This is a genomic window from Chryseobacterium potabilaquae (assembly GCF_902728265.1).
GTDB lineage: Bacteria > Bacteroidota > Bacteroidia > Flavobacteriales > Weeksellaceae > Chryseobacterium > Chryseobacterium potabilaquae.
In genome coordinates this window covers 1-17,525 of the sequence record NZ_CACVBR010000027.1, presented here as the reverse complement: position 1 = coordinate 17,525, position 17,525 = coordinate 1, and the positions used below count along the sequence as shown (strand labels likewise).

Sequence of the window (17,525 nt, the reverse complement as noted above, 5' to 3'; positions counted from 1 at the left end):
AAAAATTAAATGAGACCCTTTTATTTTTACAGAAACTATACTTAGTTTTTGGATTATTTTACAATACAAGAAGTGACTACATATCCCTTTTCCTTATTGATAATTGATTCAAAGTGATATAGTGAACGGTTATGTAGAATATTAGGTAAGCTTTGATTATCAATTCCTTCTCCTATTAATTTGACAAGGCTTTCTTTCATGGTCCATAATAATGTAAATTCTACAGCTGGATTTTCACTCATTTCTACCTGTTCATATTCTTTTGGATTAAGAACATATTGGGCCAAGTCTGAATCAAAAGAATCTATTTTTTCAACGTCTATACCTACCGGATGTTCTGCAATATAGCAGGCAACAGCATTTTTACAATGGCTCAAATTAAAATGAATATTCGGATATTGGGCCAATGATGGTTTTTTATATTGATTATATTTAAAAATGGGAGGCTCCGAAATGCCATATTGACATTTTAGTCCCTTTTGTAATAATTGGTAACTTTTAAGACTTAGTTCCCGGTCAAGGGGCATCATATAGCTACGAATCTTTTCTTGTCTTTCTACCGATACACCCTTTAAATGGCGTTCAATTTCAGAATTACTCCAATTTTCGATTAAATCATCTAAATAAAGCATAGCTTCTATTATCATCTAATAAATCAAATAAAGCTGAAAATCCTGTCATATCAAATATATCTTTAACTTCGGGACGTAATTGAGTAAGGAAAAGTTGCCCATTCATACTACTTATATATTTGAGTAATGTCATGAAAACACGTAATCCATTACTATTTATATACTGTAATCCGGAACAGTCTATATGAACATCAGGTTTATCTTCTTTGAATAAAGGCTGAATGCTTTGTGCAAATTCTTGAGCATTTAAACTATCCATACACCCGTTTATTTGAACGATGGTTTGCTGACCTATTTTACTGATACTGTTTTTCATATTTATTTTAAGAGGCTGCAAAATTAGCGAAAAATATATCATCAATAAAAGAATTATATTCATGATATTAATCAGGATTTTGAACTATTATTTTTTGTTTAAAATTAGACTACATAGCCTTATTTCCTGGAAATTTTAATGTTTTTTTAATATCCAGTCATATATTATTCTTTGGATAATAATACATAGTAAACAGAATAGATTATGGAGCAGCATCCTTTACTTAGTTGAATACATATTGTATACCAAATCAGAAAATAGTTGAAAAACTTATAAGGCTAGAAAGTTAGCTCAATTATAAATTTATATTGGTTATTTAATCGCCAATAGGACTCACTAATGCAAATTGCTGTAGATTTTTGCTAAGTCAATAATGTTCTTGATCTTTAATTTATCAAAGATTCTTTTTTTATATGTTCCTACTGTAGATACTTGAATGTTAAGAATATTTGCTATTTCAAGATTTCCATTTCCTATGGCTAATAATTTAAAGATCTGAAACTCTCTTTCAGATAATATCTCGTTGGCTGCTTTTTTGGGTTCCTTTACAAATTGATGGATCAGCTCAGCAGGATAGTAATATCCACTTTCAAACATAGATTCAACAGCTTTGATGAGAGCTGCTTCACTATTGAGTTTATTAAAAAAACCGTCTGCGCCTTCTTTAATGTATTGTATAGCAATATCTTCTTTATAAGAGGAAAATATCATAATTAAAATATCGTTTTGAATAGCCTTTAATTCTTTAATCATTTCTTTAAAAAGACTGCCCGGAATATCCAGATCAAGTAAAATAAGGTCAAATTTTTCAACAGATAATTTTTCTTTAATTTCATCATAATCGGAAGCGAAACCTAGAGTAATATCTTTAAATTCATTTTCCAAAATAATAGAAGTCCCTACTCTTACGACAGAATGGTCATCAACAATCAATATTTTTTTATTCATGATTATATTTTTTTAATTATAATTTTAACTTTTGTTCCTTTTGGAGTATTGGGATGAAAACTTATTTGCCAATTAAGTTTTTTTACCAAGGGGAGAACCATATGTAGACCTAGTCCGTATTTCTTAAAGTTTTTGCCTGATGTATCATGATTTTTGAAGATATCCGAATAATATTTTATTTGTTCCTGAGACATACCTTTTCCGGTATCTTCTATTACAATTTCAGTTTGTTCTTTATGTAAATAAGTGCTGATAAAAATATCTCCATCTGAGGTGTATTTTACGGCATTATCAATGATGTTATGAAGAATGGTAGTGAGAATTTTTTTATTAGCTTTTACTGCTATTTGTGGATCACAAAAATTATGAATAATGATATTTTTCTTTTTTCCAATTTCTTCAAATAATAATTTTTTTTCTTCTACTTCTTCGTAAATATGGCATATCTCAAGATTTAATAAACCTTCCTCATTAAATAACTGTGCATAATCTTTAAGTCCTAGAGTAAATTTATATAGCTGTTCGGAAGAAATAAATATACTTTTAAACCATTCTTTCTGAAGTATTGTGTCTTCTTTTGCCTCATGAAGTTTTTGTGAAATTAGGGTGATATACTTTACAGGAGTTGTAATATCATGACTGATGGCTTCTATAAGATTTCTCTGATGTTCGGAGGCGTTTTTAAGTTGATGATGGGAAGTTTTTAATGCTTTATTTAATGAATTTGTTCTGAGTTGGATGATCAGAAATAGGATAATCAATCCTAAAAGAGGAACAAGGGTTTTAAATAAAATAGTCTGATAAAAATAGGGCTTAATTTCTACAGATATTGTTTTATCTATAAATTGTCCATTTTCTGAGACTAGTGCTCTTATATGCAATTGATAATGCCCAGGTGATACATTACTGATTGTATATCGATTTCCTTCAATTCTTTCCCAAGATGACGATTCAGATCCTTCTAATCTTGCTTCTACATATAAATTTTCAGTATTTCCATAATAGGGAACATCAATATATATAATGGCCATCTTATAATCTTTTGGCAGGGTGAGTGTATGGGTGAAATCAATTTCTGATTTTTGAATCTTAGCTCGTTCTACATAAATATATTGAGGATAGTTCACATGAATATTATCCGGATTGAAAAAAACCAAACCTTCTAAAGAAGGAAATACAAAATTTCCATTGGGCAATATGTTGGCACAAGGTGTACAAAGACCATTGAATTCATTTGTTTTAAAACCGTCATATCGGGTAAAACGATGATAGTAAACCTTTGTTTTTCTATTCTTACTATAACTCAGTAATTGTCTTTTTAGGACTTTAAATAATCCATTATTGGTAGATATCCACATACCATCATGGTTATCTTCAAGGATACAGTGGGCGGATACAATATATTTATTGGGATCTAACGGCATATTAATAAGATGATTATTTTTAAGTAAATAAAAACCATTGGCAACAGTAGTAAGCCAGAAATTTCCATCTGATGTTCTTTTGATGGACTTTATAAAAAGATTTTGACTCCCATTTATTCTACTTATTGTATGGGTGACGAGTGAAATGATAAATAGCCCTTTTCTGTTTCCTACAAGAAGATGATTATTATCATAATGAGTTACGCAAGTTATATCCCATTTAAATTTAAATAGCTGATTGGTTTTATCAAACTTATCATTTTTATATAGAGCAAGATAATATCCCAAAGAATCTTCCAACGAAATTATATAAAGATCTTTGCTTTTAAAAACGTTATTTACTTGTTTATGCAGATGGGCATTGATATGAAGAGTATCTTCCACATGAAAATTCCCCTTTTTATATCTTTTAAAAAGTTTATGTTGCTTCTTGCTTATGATGTTTCCTTCCGAATCATAAATCATACTAGCTCTGGAATATTCTTCCTTGAATTTATAATCATAGACTATTGAAAATTTATTGTAAACACCTCCTTTTTCAGTAATAACTTTATCTTTTCCAAATGGCATTGCAGCATAAAAAACATCACTTTCATAAGGACCGTTTTTGAGGGAAACGGAAAAGTTGGATATCTTTACAATATTTAATCCTTTGCTATAACTACCTAAATATAAATTGCTATATGCTTCATCATAATATAGTGAGTTAAAATAGTTATATCCAAAATTTTTGTAGGTAATGAGTTTAGTTGCAACTAACTTATTGTTCTGAAAACTGCTACGATATATAATATCTTTATTTACAATAAAAACTTGTCTATGCAGTAAATTTCTATAAAATTTGCTCTTAGGAGAAGTATAAATAGATGGGGCTTCTTCATACTTGGTTTTTCCATCCATAATGAATAGCATTTTTTTATTGATTATATAAGGGATAAAAATAGTTTCGCCGTGGACAAATGTATTTTCAAGAATATCATCGCTTAATTGTATAGGGATGATGATCTCATACTTTGAATGGTTTTCATAAATGATTCTATTTTTTTCAAAATAATATATTCCTGATTGTACACGAATAAAATAGCTATGGGTCTTATCTTCACTTTTTCCTTTAAAAGCAATATAGAAATTAGTATAATTCTTTCCTTTTCTCGTAATAGTTTTTTCAGTGATAGGACCGTTTTTTACAACCACTTTTCTTTGAGTGATAAATTGTATATTTTCATTAATATCATTATAAGTGAGAATGTAATCTCTTTGTAGATTGCCTAAAAAGATGGAGGGATAGTAGTTTTTGGACTTGGGATCATTAAATATAGTAAATTGCTTTCCATCATATTTTACGAGACCATTTTCGGTAGCCAGCCAAATAAAACCATATTTGTCCTTGATAATATCTTTTACACTATTTTGAGGCAGTCCGTTATCCGTATTATACCATTGAGAAGTATAAGACTGTCCCTTCAAATTCATTAAAAAGATAATAAATAAAAAGTATAAGAGCTTCATCCTTAATAGTTTTATAATACAAATATAATTATAAAGACAGCCTTGCCGTGCTTGGTTATTATGCAATACTTACTAATAAGTACTGTATAAATTACAAATAAAAGCTTCTTTTGTTTCTTCTATGAACAGAGGTTAGAAATTCAAATTATCTAAGAGTCTTTTGTTAAAGTTAATCTATTTATTATTCTTAAATTATATTGATTTCTAAAAAATCTTCATCGGAAGTATAATTAGGTTTACGAAATGATACATAATTATTTGTCAGTCTCTTTAAAGCAATATCAAAAATTCAAGCTCTATTTTTTTACTTTGTTTTTTGAAATAACTCTAATTTATATTGACAAAATTAGAAGACTTTTTCTATCTATTTATGGCCAAATGTATACATATATTCTTATTCTGATGTGGATTTTTTTCCACAACATATAATATTAAATCTACATTTTTATTTAAAATCAGCTTGAATAGGATGTTTTTATTATATAGATGGGCTACAGAGGCATCTAATATGAGCATAGCACTTTCATTCTTTTTGAAAAATTCCATCCTTTGGTGTATTGACAAAAATAGTTTTGACTAATCTATAGTCTCAAAAATACATCTAGATCTTGTCCATCAAATGTGTTATGGGATATTAATATTCTACTGGTGGTATAACATATAATCTGGAAAAATATAATGTGCTAATAATGTGTTGTTTAGTTTCTTGTTTTTGATTATACTCTCTCTATGGGTTGTAGTATTATTACTATATTTTGTGGAAATAATTCCACGAAAACACAGTAATAGTTCCACGAGTTTGATAGTGAGGATAAGAGGAAGTCCTTATAAATTTGCATATATAATTAATAATATAAACCTAATTAAACAGACACTTACAATGATGAAAAAAAAATATTCAATTCCATATTAATAAAAGCTCTGAAAATTAGTTTCAGAATTCCATCTAACTATAAGAATTCTAGAATACTTCTTTGATGACAGTTTGTTAAATACTTCTCAATTAGAGACTATTATAAATACCTATATATAGTTTGATAACATTGATAGGAAAATTTAAACTCCATAAAAAACAACATTAATGAAAAGACAATATTATTTCTCTAGTATATTTGAGATTAATGAGTGTACTGAAAAGACTAAAACCCTCCCTATTTTATACCTCATTCCGATAAATACCAATGACTTTATTCTTAAAATATATTTTAGCCCAGGGGGTAATTAATATTCTTTTAAACAGTTCATTCTACAAAATGTGTGACGTTGTTTTATAAATGTTCTATTGGCATGACATCGTATTTTAGTATATTATTTTAGTATTTACCGGGGTGAATATCATACAACCCCGGTTTTTAACTATTCTACACATGTTCTGACAATATAGACTGTCTTTCCTAGTAAAAAAGATATTAAGATTTTATCATATAAAATGTTTTTATTTCCAAAGGTATTAATCATAACCCTCGGAGTTTTAAAGAATTTACTAAACAGCTATGGATAGTAAGGAAAATGCTATTTATCAACGTATATGTTTTTCCTGAGCTATATAAAAAAACTTAAATAAGCAATAACCTATGAAAAAAAAGTATTTATTACCTTTAATACTCTTTGAAGTATTAGCTTATGGACAGGTCGGTATTAATACCCCTGATCCTAAGGCAACTTTTGATATCACTTCTAAAAATACAAATGGAAGTACTGCGGAAGGTATTTTACCTCCAAGATTAACGGGTAATTCTCTCCATAATGCTTCTATCCTCGGAGTGTATGGAGCTGCTCAAAATGGAGTAATTGTGTATGTTACCGAACCTGCTGATGATGCCAATCAGATAGGTCAGACCATAAAAGTAGATGCCTATGGATTCTATTTTTATGATGCTACCCAGAATCAATGGAAAAAATTGGGAAGTAGTAGTAATATTTATAATTCAGATGGCACATTGTCCAATACACGTCATGTGATTATGGATGGCAATAATTTAGGATTTACGGGTGGAAGAATTGGTATGGGAACAAGCGCTCCTGATCCTTCTGCGATTCTTGATCTTACCAGTACCCATGATGGATTTCTTCCTCCAAGGATGTTGGAGGCTGAGATGAATAATATTGTACATCCTGCCCATGGTCTTGTTATTTTTTGTTCGGATTGTTTTGATGATTTAGGTTGCTTGATGGTTAATGATTCAAAGGACCCTGTGGTACCCAATTGGGGATCGTTGTGTTCATCAAATGTTCCAACAGGACATATAACAACTCTTGAGTGTACGACTGCAACTATTTCAGGAGCCGTCCATTCTGGTGTATCGGCAAGTGGAGTCAATGCTACAGTTCCTTATACAGGAGGAAACGGAGGTACTTATCCTTCTGCAAGTTTTAATTCGACTGGTGGTGTTACAGGATTAAGTGCTAACTTAATTGGAGGTACTTTATTTGAAGGCAATAGTAATTTTGTATTTACTATTACAGGAATTCCTTCAGGCGCAGGTACAGCAAATTTTCCTATTACAGTTGCGGGTAAATCGTGTACTTTTACAGTAGAGGTTGATGATTTTACAGCAAGTATAACTTCTCTCACCTGTGGTAGTGCTATATTTTCACCAGGTACTATTAACCAAGGTCAAGTTTATACAGGAACACTTATGATACCTTATACAGGTGGAAATGGAGAACCCTATCCTCAACAATCATTTACTCGAAATGGCTTAACGTTTACGCTTCTGGCGGGAACTCTGGCAACGGGTAATGGTAGTTTGGTATATAATGTAACGGGATCAGCTACAGCATCCGGACCTATGACAATTCCAATTAGTTTTGGTAGTATATCTTGTAATGTGAGTACAACAGTTTCAACGGAAACATCTTTAGTTATGTGTGGTTCTAGTAAAGCTTGGAAAACTCATAATGAAGGAGCGGATGAAAGTTTTGACCCAAATTTCCCGATTAAGCAAATTCATGGGAATTACTATCAATGGGGGAGAAAAGCTTCTGTAGCTACTGTTGATACTCCTCCTAGTAATATCATAGGTTGGGATAGCACATTCGCACCTAATCTTTCATGGAATGCTAGTGGAAGCGAATTAACACCTATAAAAGCACCACAAGATCCTTGTCCATCAGGATATCGTGTTCCTACAAGAACTGAGTGGATAACATTACATAATAATAGTACTCTGAGTAGACTTGGAAGTTTTATAGATATTGATTCAAATTTTGGATCGGCATTAGTATATAAGTGTGGAGCTAAACAGTTAATGCTCCCTGCTGCGGGATATCGTGACTATTCCACGGGGATATTGAATCATCGTGGTTATGAGGGGGTATATTGGTCTAGTACAGAGGACCCAAATGGACGTAGTTATGTCATAACTTTCGATGCTTCTCAAGTGTATGGTGTGAGCTTTTTTGATTCAGATTTGCGTTCTGATGGTAATTCTGTGCGTTGTATATCAGAATAGTTATAACCTTAGAATTAATGATTAGAAATATATCATCGTATTTTAGAGGATATCATTTAGTATTTAACCTATAGGAGGTATTATAATCTATCTAGTATACCCCCTTTTTGGAAATTAACAACCAAATCAGATTTTATCATAGTAAAGTGTTTTTTCACTCCCAAGGGTTACCTGATAAATAACCCTTGGATTTTTAAAGCATATCTAAATAATGATGATACACATTCTGCAACTAATTTTTGAAGATAGGTTGCTTGATTTAAATATATAAAGGTTCTATTTAGATAGAAAGTCTTTATACAGCTAATATAATAACACAAACAAAAAAAATGAAAAAAAAAATTATTGTTGCATGGGCAGCAATCTCAAGTACTCTTGCTTTTGGACAAGTGGGAATACACACGAATACGCCCCAATCTACTCTTGATGTTGTAGGAACCTCTTCCACTGCTTCTCCTGATGGAGTTTTAATCCCTCGCTTCACGGTAGCTCAGCTGGCTGCTAAAGATTTAGCTTATGGCGTTGCACAAAATGGAGTATTGGTATTTGTTATCTCTGGGTCAGGAACTTCAGGGAAAACTTCCAATATTTCGGGAACCGGCTTTTACTATTATGATAACCCTACCTCGAAATGGAAATCTCTAGGAGGGAATTCTATGGTAACTTTTAATGTTACCACGGAGATCACAACGGATTATACAGTCTTACCTACAGATGATTATATTACATTAAAAATCGATACCTCGGGACACACCTTAACACTTCCTACATCAGGAATTTCTGTAGGGAAAACAATTTATGTATCCAATATAGGAAATAATAATATTGATATTTCACCTGCTCCTAGGAATACTGTATTTACCCAAGTGCAGGCGGGAGGTTCGGGAATATTGGTGTATTTAGGAGGTTCAGGGAATGAGTCATGGGATTGGATATCAGGATTTTAACCATTCAATTTAAAAATAAAAATATTTAGAAATGAAACATATATTTATTAATATACAAAAAATTATCTTATTAGCGGTTTTAGCATTGGGAAGCTATTTTGATAGCCAGGTAAGAATAGCGAATAGTAATGCGATTTCATCTGCTCCAAACAGTTCTGCATTTATTGATGCTTCTTCCAACACAGCTTATAATAATACATCGAATGTGGGAAAAGGATTATTATTTCCAAGAACGGACTTAGCAGCCTTTACTTCTTTTTCACAAGGAAATTTTGGTATCGCAAATAACTACCCTTATTATTATGATGGTTTTATTGTTTTTAATACGGCTGTCTCAGGAGTAGCGGGGGTGGGAGCTACAGATGGAACATTATGCCGTGGCTTTTGGTATTATGATAATCCTTCTTCTTCGATCAATGGAGGAACTTGGAAAGCTGTACGCCCGGATTTATGTTCGGCAACACCTTCTACTTTTGTTCTTAATTGTCCAGGAACTAGCGTTGAAACTCTTACACAAGGCATTGCCGTTTCAGGAGTAAGTGCACAGGTTCCATATACAGGAGGTGATGGGACAGCCTATTCGGCAGGAACTCCTATAGCATCTACTGGAGTGACAGGTCTTACAGCTACATTACAAGCAGGAACATTAGCCAATGGAAATGGATTATTGACTTTTGCTATATCAGGAACTCCAACTTCTTCAGGAACTGCCAGTTTTTCGATTACGTTTAGGGGACAAACATGTTCTTTCAATATTCCGGTAGTAGCAGCTTCTACGTTGGCTCTTAATTGTTCTGCGGCTCAACATTTTGGAACTTTGACAGTAAATGTATTTGCTAATGGAGGTGATATTACAAGTATACCTTATACAGGAGGTACTATTGGAATTAGCTACCCAACTCAGACAATTAATTCTACAGGAGTATATGGTCTTACTGCAACTTTACAGCCTGGGACATTTGGGAGTAGTGGCACTTTTATCTTTACATTTACAGGGCTGCCTATTAATTCGGGAACAGCATCCTTTGTATTTTCAATTGGAGGGCAAACTTGTGTCTTTACTAGACTTGTAGGTGCAGGCAGTGGAGGTGGTTTTCCTACTTCAGTGGTTATGTGCGGATCAAGTAAAGCTTGGAAAACACATAATATGGGATCAGATGAAAGCTTAGACCCTAATACACCAGTTGCAGGAATTCACGGTGCCAAATATCAATGGGGGAGACTTTCACCAGCATTGACTCAAGCTCAAGACCAAGCAAGTTATGATAATATTCCAGGATGGAATACGTCACCAGCTCCAGATGGTTCTTGGGGGGCTGTAAAGACCGGAAATGATCCATGTCCTTCCGGGTTTAGAGTGCCTACTGCGACAGAATGGAGTGCTTTAAATTCTTCTAATTCAATAAGTCAGATAGGTTCTTTTTTTGAGCTCGCGACCAATTATACTTCGGCAGTTATATTGACTTGTTCAAGTAACAGTAATAAACTCACTTTACCTACGGCAGGGACTCGGAATGCTAGTACAGGAGCGTTGAGACAACGTGGTTATCTGGCTAATTATTGGTCTAGTACAAGGAACATGATATATGTGGCTGGTGGGTTAAATGGGGTTTTGAGTGGTTCGGTACAACAAGCACCATTCAGCAGCGACAATTGGGGATTTTCTGTACGCTGTATTTCAGAATGATATTAAAAGGTCTAAAAAGTTGACTCGGTAATTATTTCGTTACAATATCTTTTCCAACTATTTTTTTCATTCGAATGCGTGGTCTCTTATAATTAATCTTAAAAATAACAAATGAAAAATTTTAAAAAAAATTATGAAAAAAAGTAATTTTAACAATGTAATTAAATCATTTACTCTTGTACTATGCTTGATTGCATTAGTATCGGCAATATCTTGTCGTAATGATGGCGATACCCAACCAGATCCTTCACAGACCCAAGATACAGAAAGGATAGAACATTTGGTATTGTTTAAATTTAAGTCAAGTGTAACAGCACAACAAAGACAGGAAGTTGTTGATCGATTTATGGCTCTTCGTAATTCTTTAAAAGACGGCAAACCTTATGTTAAAATTGAATATGGTGTCCAAAACAGTAAAGTGGCCGCAAAGGGAAACTATGATGTAGGATTTAGAGTGACTTTTAAATCTTTGGAAGATCGTGATTATTATGTAGGGAAAATTGATGGACAACCTACTCCGGCAGCTTTTGATCAAATGTATGACGATTTTAAAAACTTTGTAGGACCACTTCTTGACCTTGACGATCCAAGTACAGGTGGCGTATTAGTTTTTGATTTTACGAGTAATGAAAAAGGAAGTGGAAGTATACCAGAAACTGGATATAGGTTGGATCATTGGACGTTGTTTAGATTTAAACCCAATGTAACAGAAGCTCAAAAACAAGCAGTGATTGACGGCTTTTTAGCTTTAAAGGATTCTAAAAAAAATGGAGTACCTTATATTAAGCTTATAGAATTTGGCTATCAAAATAGTAAAGAAGGTGCTGGTAGAGGATATGAAGTAGGATTTAGAGTGAGCTTTGCATCGGAAGCTGATCGTGATTATTATGAAGGAAAGCCTTTTCAGACTGCTTCCGGGACATTTGATCCAATGCATGATGCCTATAGAGCTTTTGCAGAACAATTTCTTGATATTGATCCTGATATTTCTAAAGGAGTAATGGTTTATGACTACGAAGTAAAAAGACAATAAGAGACTTTCTTCCGAAAACACAAATGATGATTTTATTAGAATGTTTTATCCTGTATCTTATATATATCCATTGTATCTCAGAATAATCTGTTTATATAAGTAAGGCCGTTTATATTAAGCCGTTTTTAGGATTCACTCTCCAAGTGAAAAATGATATTCGATAAAACATTCTATAATAGAATTAAAAAAGCACAAACATGTCTAATAATGGACTTTAATTAAAAATTATTTTTTTATGAAGAAAATGTTATTTTCGTGTATGATGATGGCTGGGTTATCAGCACACGCACAAGTCGATCTTGGTTTTCCAGGTAATACAGGGATGGTACCTATTTTGCTTAGCCAACAATACAGTTATTCACAGCAAATTTTTCAGGCATCAGAAATTAAGGCTAATTCAGGGAGTATTACAGGACTAAAATTTTATTTGTCTGGGAGTTCTCCTATTACTAATTCGAAAACTTGGAAAGTGTATCTGGGATATACTGACAAGTCTCAATTCTCATCAAATTCCGATTGGATTCCTTTAACATCATTAACTCAGGTTTTTGAGGGGGATGTAGAGGTTATTCCTTTTACAGGAGAAGTTACCGTAAATTTTTCTCAACCTTTTTTATACATTAATACGAATAATCTTGTGATTGCGGTGGATGAAATCAAGCCAGGTGATGATTTTAAGTCATTAAACAGTTTTGCAACTTATCCTCCTTCAAAATTCGCAGAGGTATCTAATAAATATTCACTAGTAACCTCTTTAGACCATACAAGCCCTGAGAAAATTAATACCAGTTCTCCACCCGAAGGTTTTACTACCAGCGATCGATCTGCGGTTACTTTATTAGGTCTTACTAAGCAATCTTTATCAGAATCTCAGCTACTTGATGAACAGAATGATATTAAGGTATATCCAAATCCATTTGTATCAGACTTAAATATCCCGGACGTTTCAAAAGTAAAATCAATTCTTGTAAGAGATACTTCTGGAGCAACAGTTAAAACGATTAATAATCCATCATCTTCTATTTATTTGGGAGATTTAAAATCCGGGATATATTATTTAAGATTTGAAATGAAAGATGGTTCTACTAGAAAGCTAAGTACCGTAATTAAAAAGTAAATCTCATATTGTTTTAGGAAAAGTCTAATAATGAGATAACACTAACCAGAAGCAATTTTGACTAGGGTTTATATATTGCTCCTAGAAATACAAATGATGATTGTATTAGGTTATGTTGTATCCCGTAATGTGCAGCAATTTTTGCTGCGCATTATTTTAAGAACTTATTTTTTCCATAAAAATCATCTTCATTGATTCAGAATTTTTTTGTGTATGCTTTGGTGTTCCAAAAATATTGATATTCTATAATTACCAATAAAGAATCTATATATCTAATGATAAATTAAAAACCATGAAGAAAAAAATTCTTTTTCGTATATGCACAATGGAGAATGGAGCTGCACAGATAGCCTTATTGAATATCATTGATTATTTGGATAGAACAAAATTTGAACCTATTGTACTCCTTGAGAGATATAAAGGAGAATTGATTAAGGAAATTCCTAGCTATGTCCAAGTATTTTATATGACCAATAATGAGGTGCTTAATTCTAATAAAAAATGGACCAAGGCTTATTTTTTAGAAATGAAGATGATCCTGATTATGTATCGTTTTTTTTCTTGCTTAGAGTACTATAAAATGAACTTACTTCCTGATGTTGAGATTGCTATGGAGTACTCTACTCTTGGAGCACTTCTGAGAAGCCCATTCATCAAAACAAAAAAAATTAATTGGGTTCATTCAGATATCTATTCCTATAATAAATATAAAGGAGAAAAAATGATTTCTATGATGCATCATTGTGATATAACAGTATTTGGATCCCATAGTATAAAAACTCATTTTGAAAGTCACTTAGAGGTAGAAGTTTTGAATGGAATATATATGGAGAATCCATTAAATGTAGAAGATATTTTATATTAATTCTTATTGGCTTTTTAATACAATATAACATGGTTCCAAATACGTTTGATTTTAAAAATATTCATTTAGGTAACTTAATAAAAAAGAAGGTGGATGAAAATCAGATTGAATTTTCTTTTATCTGTGATTTTTTTGGTTGTGAAGAGCGTGAAATAAAAAAAATGTATGAATTAGAAACGCTAGATACTGAGATTTTATTAAGCTGGTGTAGACTTTTAAAATATGATTTTTTCAGAATATACTCAGAGCATCTTATCCTGTATGCCCCTCCAAATGGGACTAAGAATAGACCCGTATCCGTTTCTAAACAAATTCAATTTCGTAAAAATATATATACCAAAGAAATGATTGATTTTATTTTGGAGATATTATATGCTGGTGAAAAAGATTTGATACAGGTTATGAAGGATTATGGAATTCCTAAAAGTACATTGTATAAATGGTTGGATAAATATAGTACAAAGTAGAAACTATTTATGAAAATTAATATGAACAAAGCAAACATTAATTACAAGCAAATTTTCAGGGATATTTTAGAGAAGAAATATCCTCATAAAAAGGAAGAATGCATAAGTCTTCTAAATAAGGAATATTTATCAGTTCTGGATGTTATAACACTTAACAAAAAAATATTTGGGTCACCAAATAGTAGTACGAAAGCCTTTAATCAAAGTCATCGTGCATATAATGAATCGACCGTTATACATATATTGAATTTTCAGAAAAAGCATCACTTGAATAATAGTGAATTAGCAATACATTTTAAAATTAGTCGACATACTATTTCCAAATGGAGAAAAGAGTATTTTAGTATAGCAATTTAGCTTTAGTAAGTAATTTTTACCTATCAAATTATGAAAACGATATTTTATTGCTGATAGTACTATGTAACTAGAATAGGAATTGCAATGAAGAATTTTTAATGGACTATCCTAAGAATTATAACATTTGTTAAGTAAAAGAAAAATACTTTAATTTCATTTTCCAGTAAATTGTTTTGATATAAAGGAATATAAATAATAATTTGATTACCATCTGAATAGTGATGCATGCTTACATACCGTAACCAAATAAAAAGAGACGTATTTGAATTAAGTAGTCTAGCTTATAATATAATAATATCATGTCGATATAGCATTGAAAGCAATCATTATTTTACAAAATTTGTAATTATAAACGTTCTTTATATATATAGTACATATTTTATTTTTGTAAAAGCATAAATGGATATTTTACTTTTCGTATACCATCTATTTTTTAAGAGTTGTGTGGGATGATTTCGTGTTAAAATTATGCCGATATCAATCCTAATTTATAAAAAGTTCAATTCTTAAAAAAGATGAGTATGAAAAGTGTATTAAATGATAAAAAAATGAAAAAACAATTTATTATAATAAAGGCTTTTACTTAGTATAGTACGGGGCGTAGAGATGTTCCAATCTATTTTAGAAATTAAGAGGGAAATATGAAGCCTCTTATCATTGAGCTTTTATTTGTTTTACTATAGCTCAATTTTTTACAACTACAGCTGTAGTTTATCTTATAAGGTTGCACAAAAGGAGCATATAAGAAACCGAAACTCCTGAAAAAACATCCTCAAACCCCCTCAATAAATTTTTAATTTAACATCCGAAGTTATTCGAGACTATCAAGTTTTAGAATCGGTATGGTAATTTTATTATAGATATATTTTAATCTTTTCTATATAGGATTTTCGATAAGTTAAAAATTCTATGAATAATCCTTTTGCATCTAGAAATACATTGAATATTCAAGAGACATTTTGGAGAATATAGGAATGGATTATAAGATGAGATTCCCGAGCTCTACCTAAGAATTGCCAATAGTTTATTATGATATTAATTTTCTCTTATGTTGGGCTAATAAGCTAACAATAGGACAATAGTTTCCTGTTGTGTGACATAGCTGTAGCAATTTTGGAATATAAATATGTAATAATGAAAATACAAGAAGAAAAAATTATTTTTGAAGAAGGATATTCTTTTAAATCATTCACACCCTCACTTAATGAATGTTTTTTTTGGCATTCTCATCCCGAAATTGAATTGGTATACATAGAAACGCCTAAGGGTAGAGGTATTAGACATGTTGGAAAGCATATATCAGATTTTACAGAAAGTGATCTCATTTTAATAGGACCTAATGTACCCCATTTAAACTTTGATTATGGAATTAAAACTGATTATAATCAGATTGTAGTTCAAATTAAAGATAGTTTTGTAAATGAAGGTTTAGTGAATGTCCCAGAGTTTGATCGGATAAAAGTATTGCTAGAAAGTTCATTTTTAGGTTTTTCTTTTAAAGGAGAAACAAAGAAAGAAGTAGGTAGAATGCTAAAGGAATTAAAGAGTGATAGAAAATTAGGATCTTTATTAGATTTAATAAAAATATTACAAATTTTAGCCAATTCAAAAGAGGTTGAAGAACTGAATACAGAGGATACAAGAGCAAAATTATTTTCCTATAATAAAGTCCGAATGGATACTATTTATGAATATATACATGAAAATTACCACAAACGCCTTACTATAGATGAGGTTGCTCATCTGGTACACCTAAGCACTACTGCATTCTGTAGGTATTTTAAGAAACAGACGAATTTAACATTCACTAATTTTATCAATAAGTACAGAATAAATATGGCCAAAGCTTTTTTGCTTCAAGACTTTGCTGTAGGAGATGTTTGTTATAAAGTGGGCTTTGAAAGTATATCCTATTTTTGTACCTTATTTAAAAAACTTGTTGGGGAATCTCCTACAAATTTTAAAAATAGATTTCTCCATAAATAATAATTGATCCTATCTGGTATTTGATTTTCACAATGTATTCAGAAGGTATGTATTGAACTATATTTATCCATTACATTTTCTCTTAGGGTTATTGAGAGTAATTAGCCTCAATTTGAAGTGAGTTTAAAAAAATAAATTGTTTACAATTTATTTTTTTTGTTTTTATATATAAAATTATTTGATTTTCAACGGGTAATATAAATATGAAATAAAAAGCCCAATAAAGTGTACTTATGACCTTGCCTTAAACTCACATTACTACTATTAATTGGTTTTTTGATAAATATGAGCAAAATATGGCTAATTATTGCAAAATAGTCACTGTTATTTGTGTTTAACTTTGCAATGTCATAAAACAATAGCGCGCAATACTGTTAGATGATTTAAATTAATTATTAACTAAAAATTATTAAAAAATGCAAGTAGAAAATTTAAAAGTGCAAGAACTGAACACTCAAGAAGTTAAAAATGTAGAAGGAGGATTTTTCCCTGTAGCAATTCCTGCTATGGCGTTAGGAGGATTGGCTGCTAAGGCTACTATTGGATTTGCTGGAGCTGTTGCGACTGGAGTTGCCGGTTGGGGAGTATCAAGAGTTCTTAATCGTTATTGGAGATAATCCACTAATGGAACAAAACTAGGCTATCCAAATAATATAAGGAAGATAGCTATTTAAATAATTCATTAAAAATTAAAAATATGCAAGTAGAAAATTTAAAATTACAAGAACTGAACACTCAAGAAGTTAAAAATGTAGAAGGAGGATTTTTCCCTGTAGCAATTC

The 17,525-nt window shown here is 31.3% G+C and carries 14 protein-coding genes; 10 read left to right on the top strand and 4 right to left on the bottom strand.

From position 1 onward, the window contains the following. Positions 1 to 53 precede the first annotated feature (53 nt). The 4 genes from CHRY9293_RS13165 to CHRY9293_RS13150 all read right to left on the bottom strand — a co-directional run bounded on the left by CHRY9293_RS13165 (position 54) and on the right by CHRY9293_RS13150 (position 4,829). A complete protein-coding gene (locus tag CHRY9293_RS13165) occupies positions 54 to 632 on the bottom strand; it encodes a 4'-phosphopantetheinyl transferase family protein (RefSeq protein WP_162033402.1) in 579 nt (192 codons plus the stop codon). After that, entirely contained in the window at positions 616 to 948 is a 333-nt protein-coding gene (locus tag CHRY9293_RS13160; protein WP_162033401.1) for an STAS domain-containing protein, read from the bottom strand. The genes CHRY9293_RS13165 and CHRY9293_RS13160 overlap by 17 nt, the downstream gene beginning before the upstream one ends. Positions 949 to 1,284: 336 nt before the next feature. Continuing rightward, positions 1,285 to 1,896, bottom strand: a complete 612-nt coding sequence (locus CHRY9293_RS13155) for a response regulator transcription factor (protein WP_162033400.1) — start codon at positions 1,894 to 1,896, stop codon at positions 1,285 to 1,287. A gap of 2 nt (positions 1,897 to 1,898) precedes the next feature. Then, positions 1,899 to 4,829, bottom strand: a complete 2,931-nt coding sequence (locus CHRY9293_RS13150; RefSeq protein WP_162033399.1) for a sensor histidine kinase — start codon at positions 4,827 to 4,829, stop codon at positions 1,899 to 1,901. Positions 4,830 to 6,403: 1,574 nt separating this feature from the next. Here CHRY9293_RS13150 and CHRY9293_RS13145 point away from each other — a divergent pair. From CHRY9293_RS13145 to CHRY9293_RS13100, 10 genes are all read left to right on the top strand, one after another. Continuing rightward, positions 6,404 to 8,284: a fibrobacter succinogenes major paralogous domain-containing protein gene (locus CHRY9293_RS13145; RefSeq protein ID WP_162033398.1), complete on the top strand. Its 1,881-nt coding sequence runs from the start codon at positions 6,404 to 6,406 to the stop codon at positions 8,282 to 8,284. A gap of 329 nt (positions 8,285 to 8,613) precedes the next feature. After that, complete coding sequence (locus CHRY9293_RS13140) at positions 8,614 to 9,231, top strand: hypothetical protein (RefSeq protein ID WP_162033397.1); 618 nt, start codon at positions 8,614 to 8,616, stop codon at positions 9,229 to 9,231. 31 nt (positions 9,232 to 9,262) lie between these two features. Next, on the top strand, positions 9,263 to 10,918 hold the full coding sequence (locus CHRY9293_RS13135; RefSeq protein WP_162033396.1) for an FISUMP domain-containing protein: 1,656 nt from the start codon (positions 9,263 to 9,265) through the stop codon (positions 10,916 to 10,918). A gap of 133 nt (positions 10,919 to 11,051) precedes the next feature. Further along, on the top strand, positions 11,052 to 11,951 hold the full coding sequence (locus CHRY9293_RS13130) for a Dabb family protein (RefSeq protein WP_162033395.1): 900 nt from the start codon (positions 11,052 to 11,054) through the stop codon (positions 11,949 to 11,951). Between the two features lie 235 nt (positions 11,952 to 12,186). Next, positions 12,187 to 13,068 carry a T9SS type A sorting domain-containing protein gene (locus tag CHRY9293_RS13125; RefSeq protein ID WP_162033394.1) on the top strand — a complete coding sequence of 294 codons (882 nt, stop codon included), beginning with the start codon at positions 12,187 to 12,189 and terminating at the stop codon, positions 13,066 to 13,068. 292 nt (positions 13,069 to 13,360) lie between these two features. Continuing rightward, on the top strand, positions 13,361 to 13,933 hold the full coding sequence (locus CHRY9293_RS13120; protein WP_162033393.1) for a glycosyltransferase family protein: 573 nt from the start codon (positions 13,361 to 13,363) through the stop codon (positions 13,931 to 13,933). 29 nt (positions 13,934 to 13,962) lie between these two features. Further along, positions 13,963 to 14,400, top strand: a complete 438-nt coding sequence (locus CHRY9293_RS13115) for a transposase (RefSeq protein WP_162033392.1) — start codon at positions 13,963 to 13,965, stop codon at positions 14,398 to 14,400. Positions 14,401 to 14,421: 21 nt separating this feature from the next. Beyond that, positions 14,422 to 14,757 (top strand): helix-turn-helix domain-containing protein, encoded by a 336-nt coding sequence (locus tag CHRY9293_RS13110; protein WP_228455537.1) that lies wholly within the window; start codon positions 14,422 to 14,424, stop codon positions 14,755 to 14,757. 1,134 nt (positions 14,758 to 15,891) lie between these two features. Further along, entirely contained in the window at positions 15,892 to 16,743 is an 852-nt protein-coding gene (locus CHRY9293_RS13105) for an AraC family transcriptional regulator (RefSeq protein ID WP_162033390.1), read from the top strand. A gap of 416 nt (positions 16,744 to 17,159) precedes the next feature. Further along, positions 17,160 to 17,360, top strand: a complete 201-nt coding sequence (locus tag CHRY9293_RS13100) for a class IIb bacteriocin, lactobin A/cerein 7B family (RefSeq protein WP_122546487.1) — start codon at positions 17,160 to 17,162, stop codon at positions 17,358 to 17,360. Positions 17,361 to 17,525 lie beyond the last annotated feature (165 nt).

Bases quoted from the DNA above. Each gene is read 5' to 3' on its own strand.
- CHRY9293_RS13165 (WP_162033402.1), bottom strand. From the start codon at position 632: ATGCTTTATTTAGATGATTTAATCGAAAATTGGAGTAATTCTGAAATT.
- CHRY9293_RS13160 (WP_162033401.1), bottom strand. From the start codon at position 948: ATGAAAAACAGTATCAGTAAAATAGGTCAGCAAACCATCGTTCAAATA.
- CHRY9293_RS13155 (WP_162033400.1), bottom strand. From the start codon at position 1,896: ATGAATAAAAAAATATTGATTGTTGATGACCATTCTGTCGTAAGAGTA.
- CHRY9293_RS13150 (WP_162033399.1), bottom strand. From the start codon at position 4,829: ATGAAGCTCTTATACTTTTTATTTATTATCTTTTTAATGAATTTGAAG.
- CHRY9293_RS13145 (WP_162033398.1), top strand. From the start codon at position 6,404: ATGAAAAAAAAGTATTTATTACCTTTAATACTCTTTGAAGTATTAGCT.
- CHRY9293_RS13140 (WP_162033397.1), top strand. From the start codon at position 8,614: ATGAAAAAAAAAATTATTGTTGCATGGGCAGCAATCTCAAGTACTCTT.
- CHRY9293_RS13135 (WP_162033396.1), top strand. From the start codon at position 9,263: ATGAAACATATATTTATTAATATACAAAAAATTATCTTATTAGCGGTT.
- CHRY9293_RS13130 (WP_162033395.1), top strand. From the start codon at position 11,052: ATGAAAAAAAGTAATTTTAACAATGTAATTAAATCATTTACTCTTGTA.
- CHRY9293_RS13125 (WP_162033394.1), top strand. From the start codon at position 12,187: ATGAAGAAAATGTTATTTTCGTGTATGATGATGGCTGGGTTATCAGCA.
- CHRY9293_RS13120 (WP_162033393.1), top strand. From the start codon at position 13,361: ATGAAGAAAAAAATTCTTTTTCGTATATGCACAATGGAGAATGGAGCT.
- CHRY9293_RS13115 (WP_162033392.1), top strand. From the start codon at position 13,963: ATGGTTCCAAATACGTTTGATTTTAAAAATATTCATTTAGGTAACTTA.
- CHRY9293_RS13110 (WP_228455537.1), top strand. From the start codon at position 14,422: ATGAACAAAGCAAACATTAATTACAAGCAAATTTTCAGGGATATTTTA.
- CHRY9293_RS13105 (WP_162033390.1), top strand. From the start codon at position 15,892: ATGAAAATACAAGAAGAAAAAATTATTTTTGAAGAAGGATATTCTTTT.
- CHRY9293_RS13100 (WP_122546487.1), top strand. From the start codon at position 17,160: ATGCAAGTAGAAAATTTAAAAGTGCAAGAACTGAACACTCAAGAAGTT.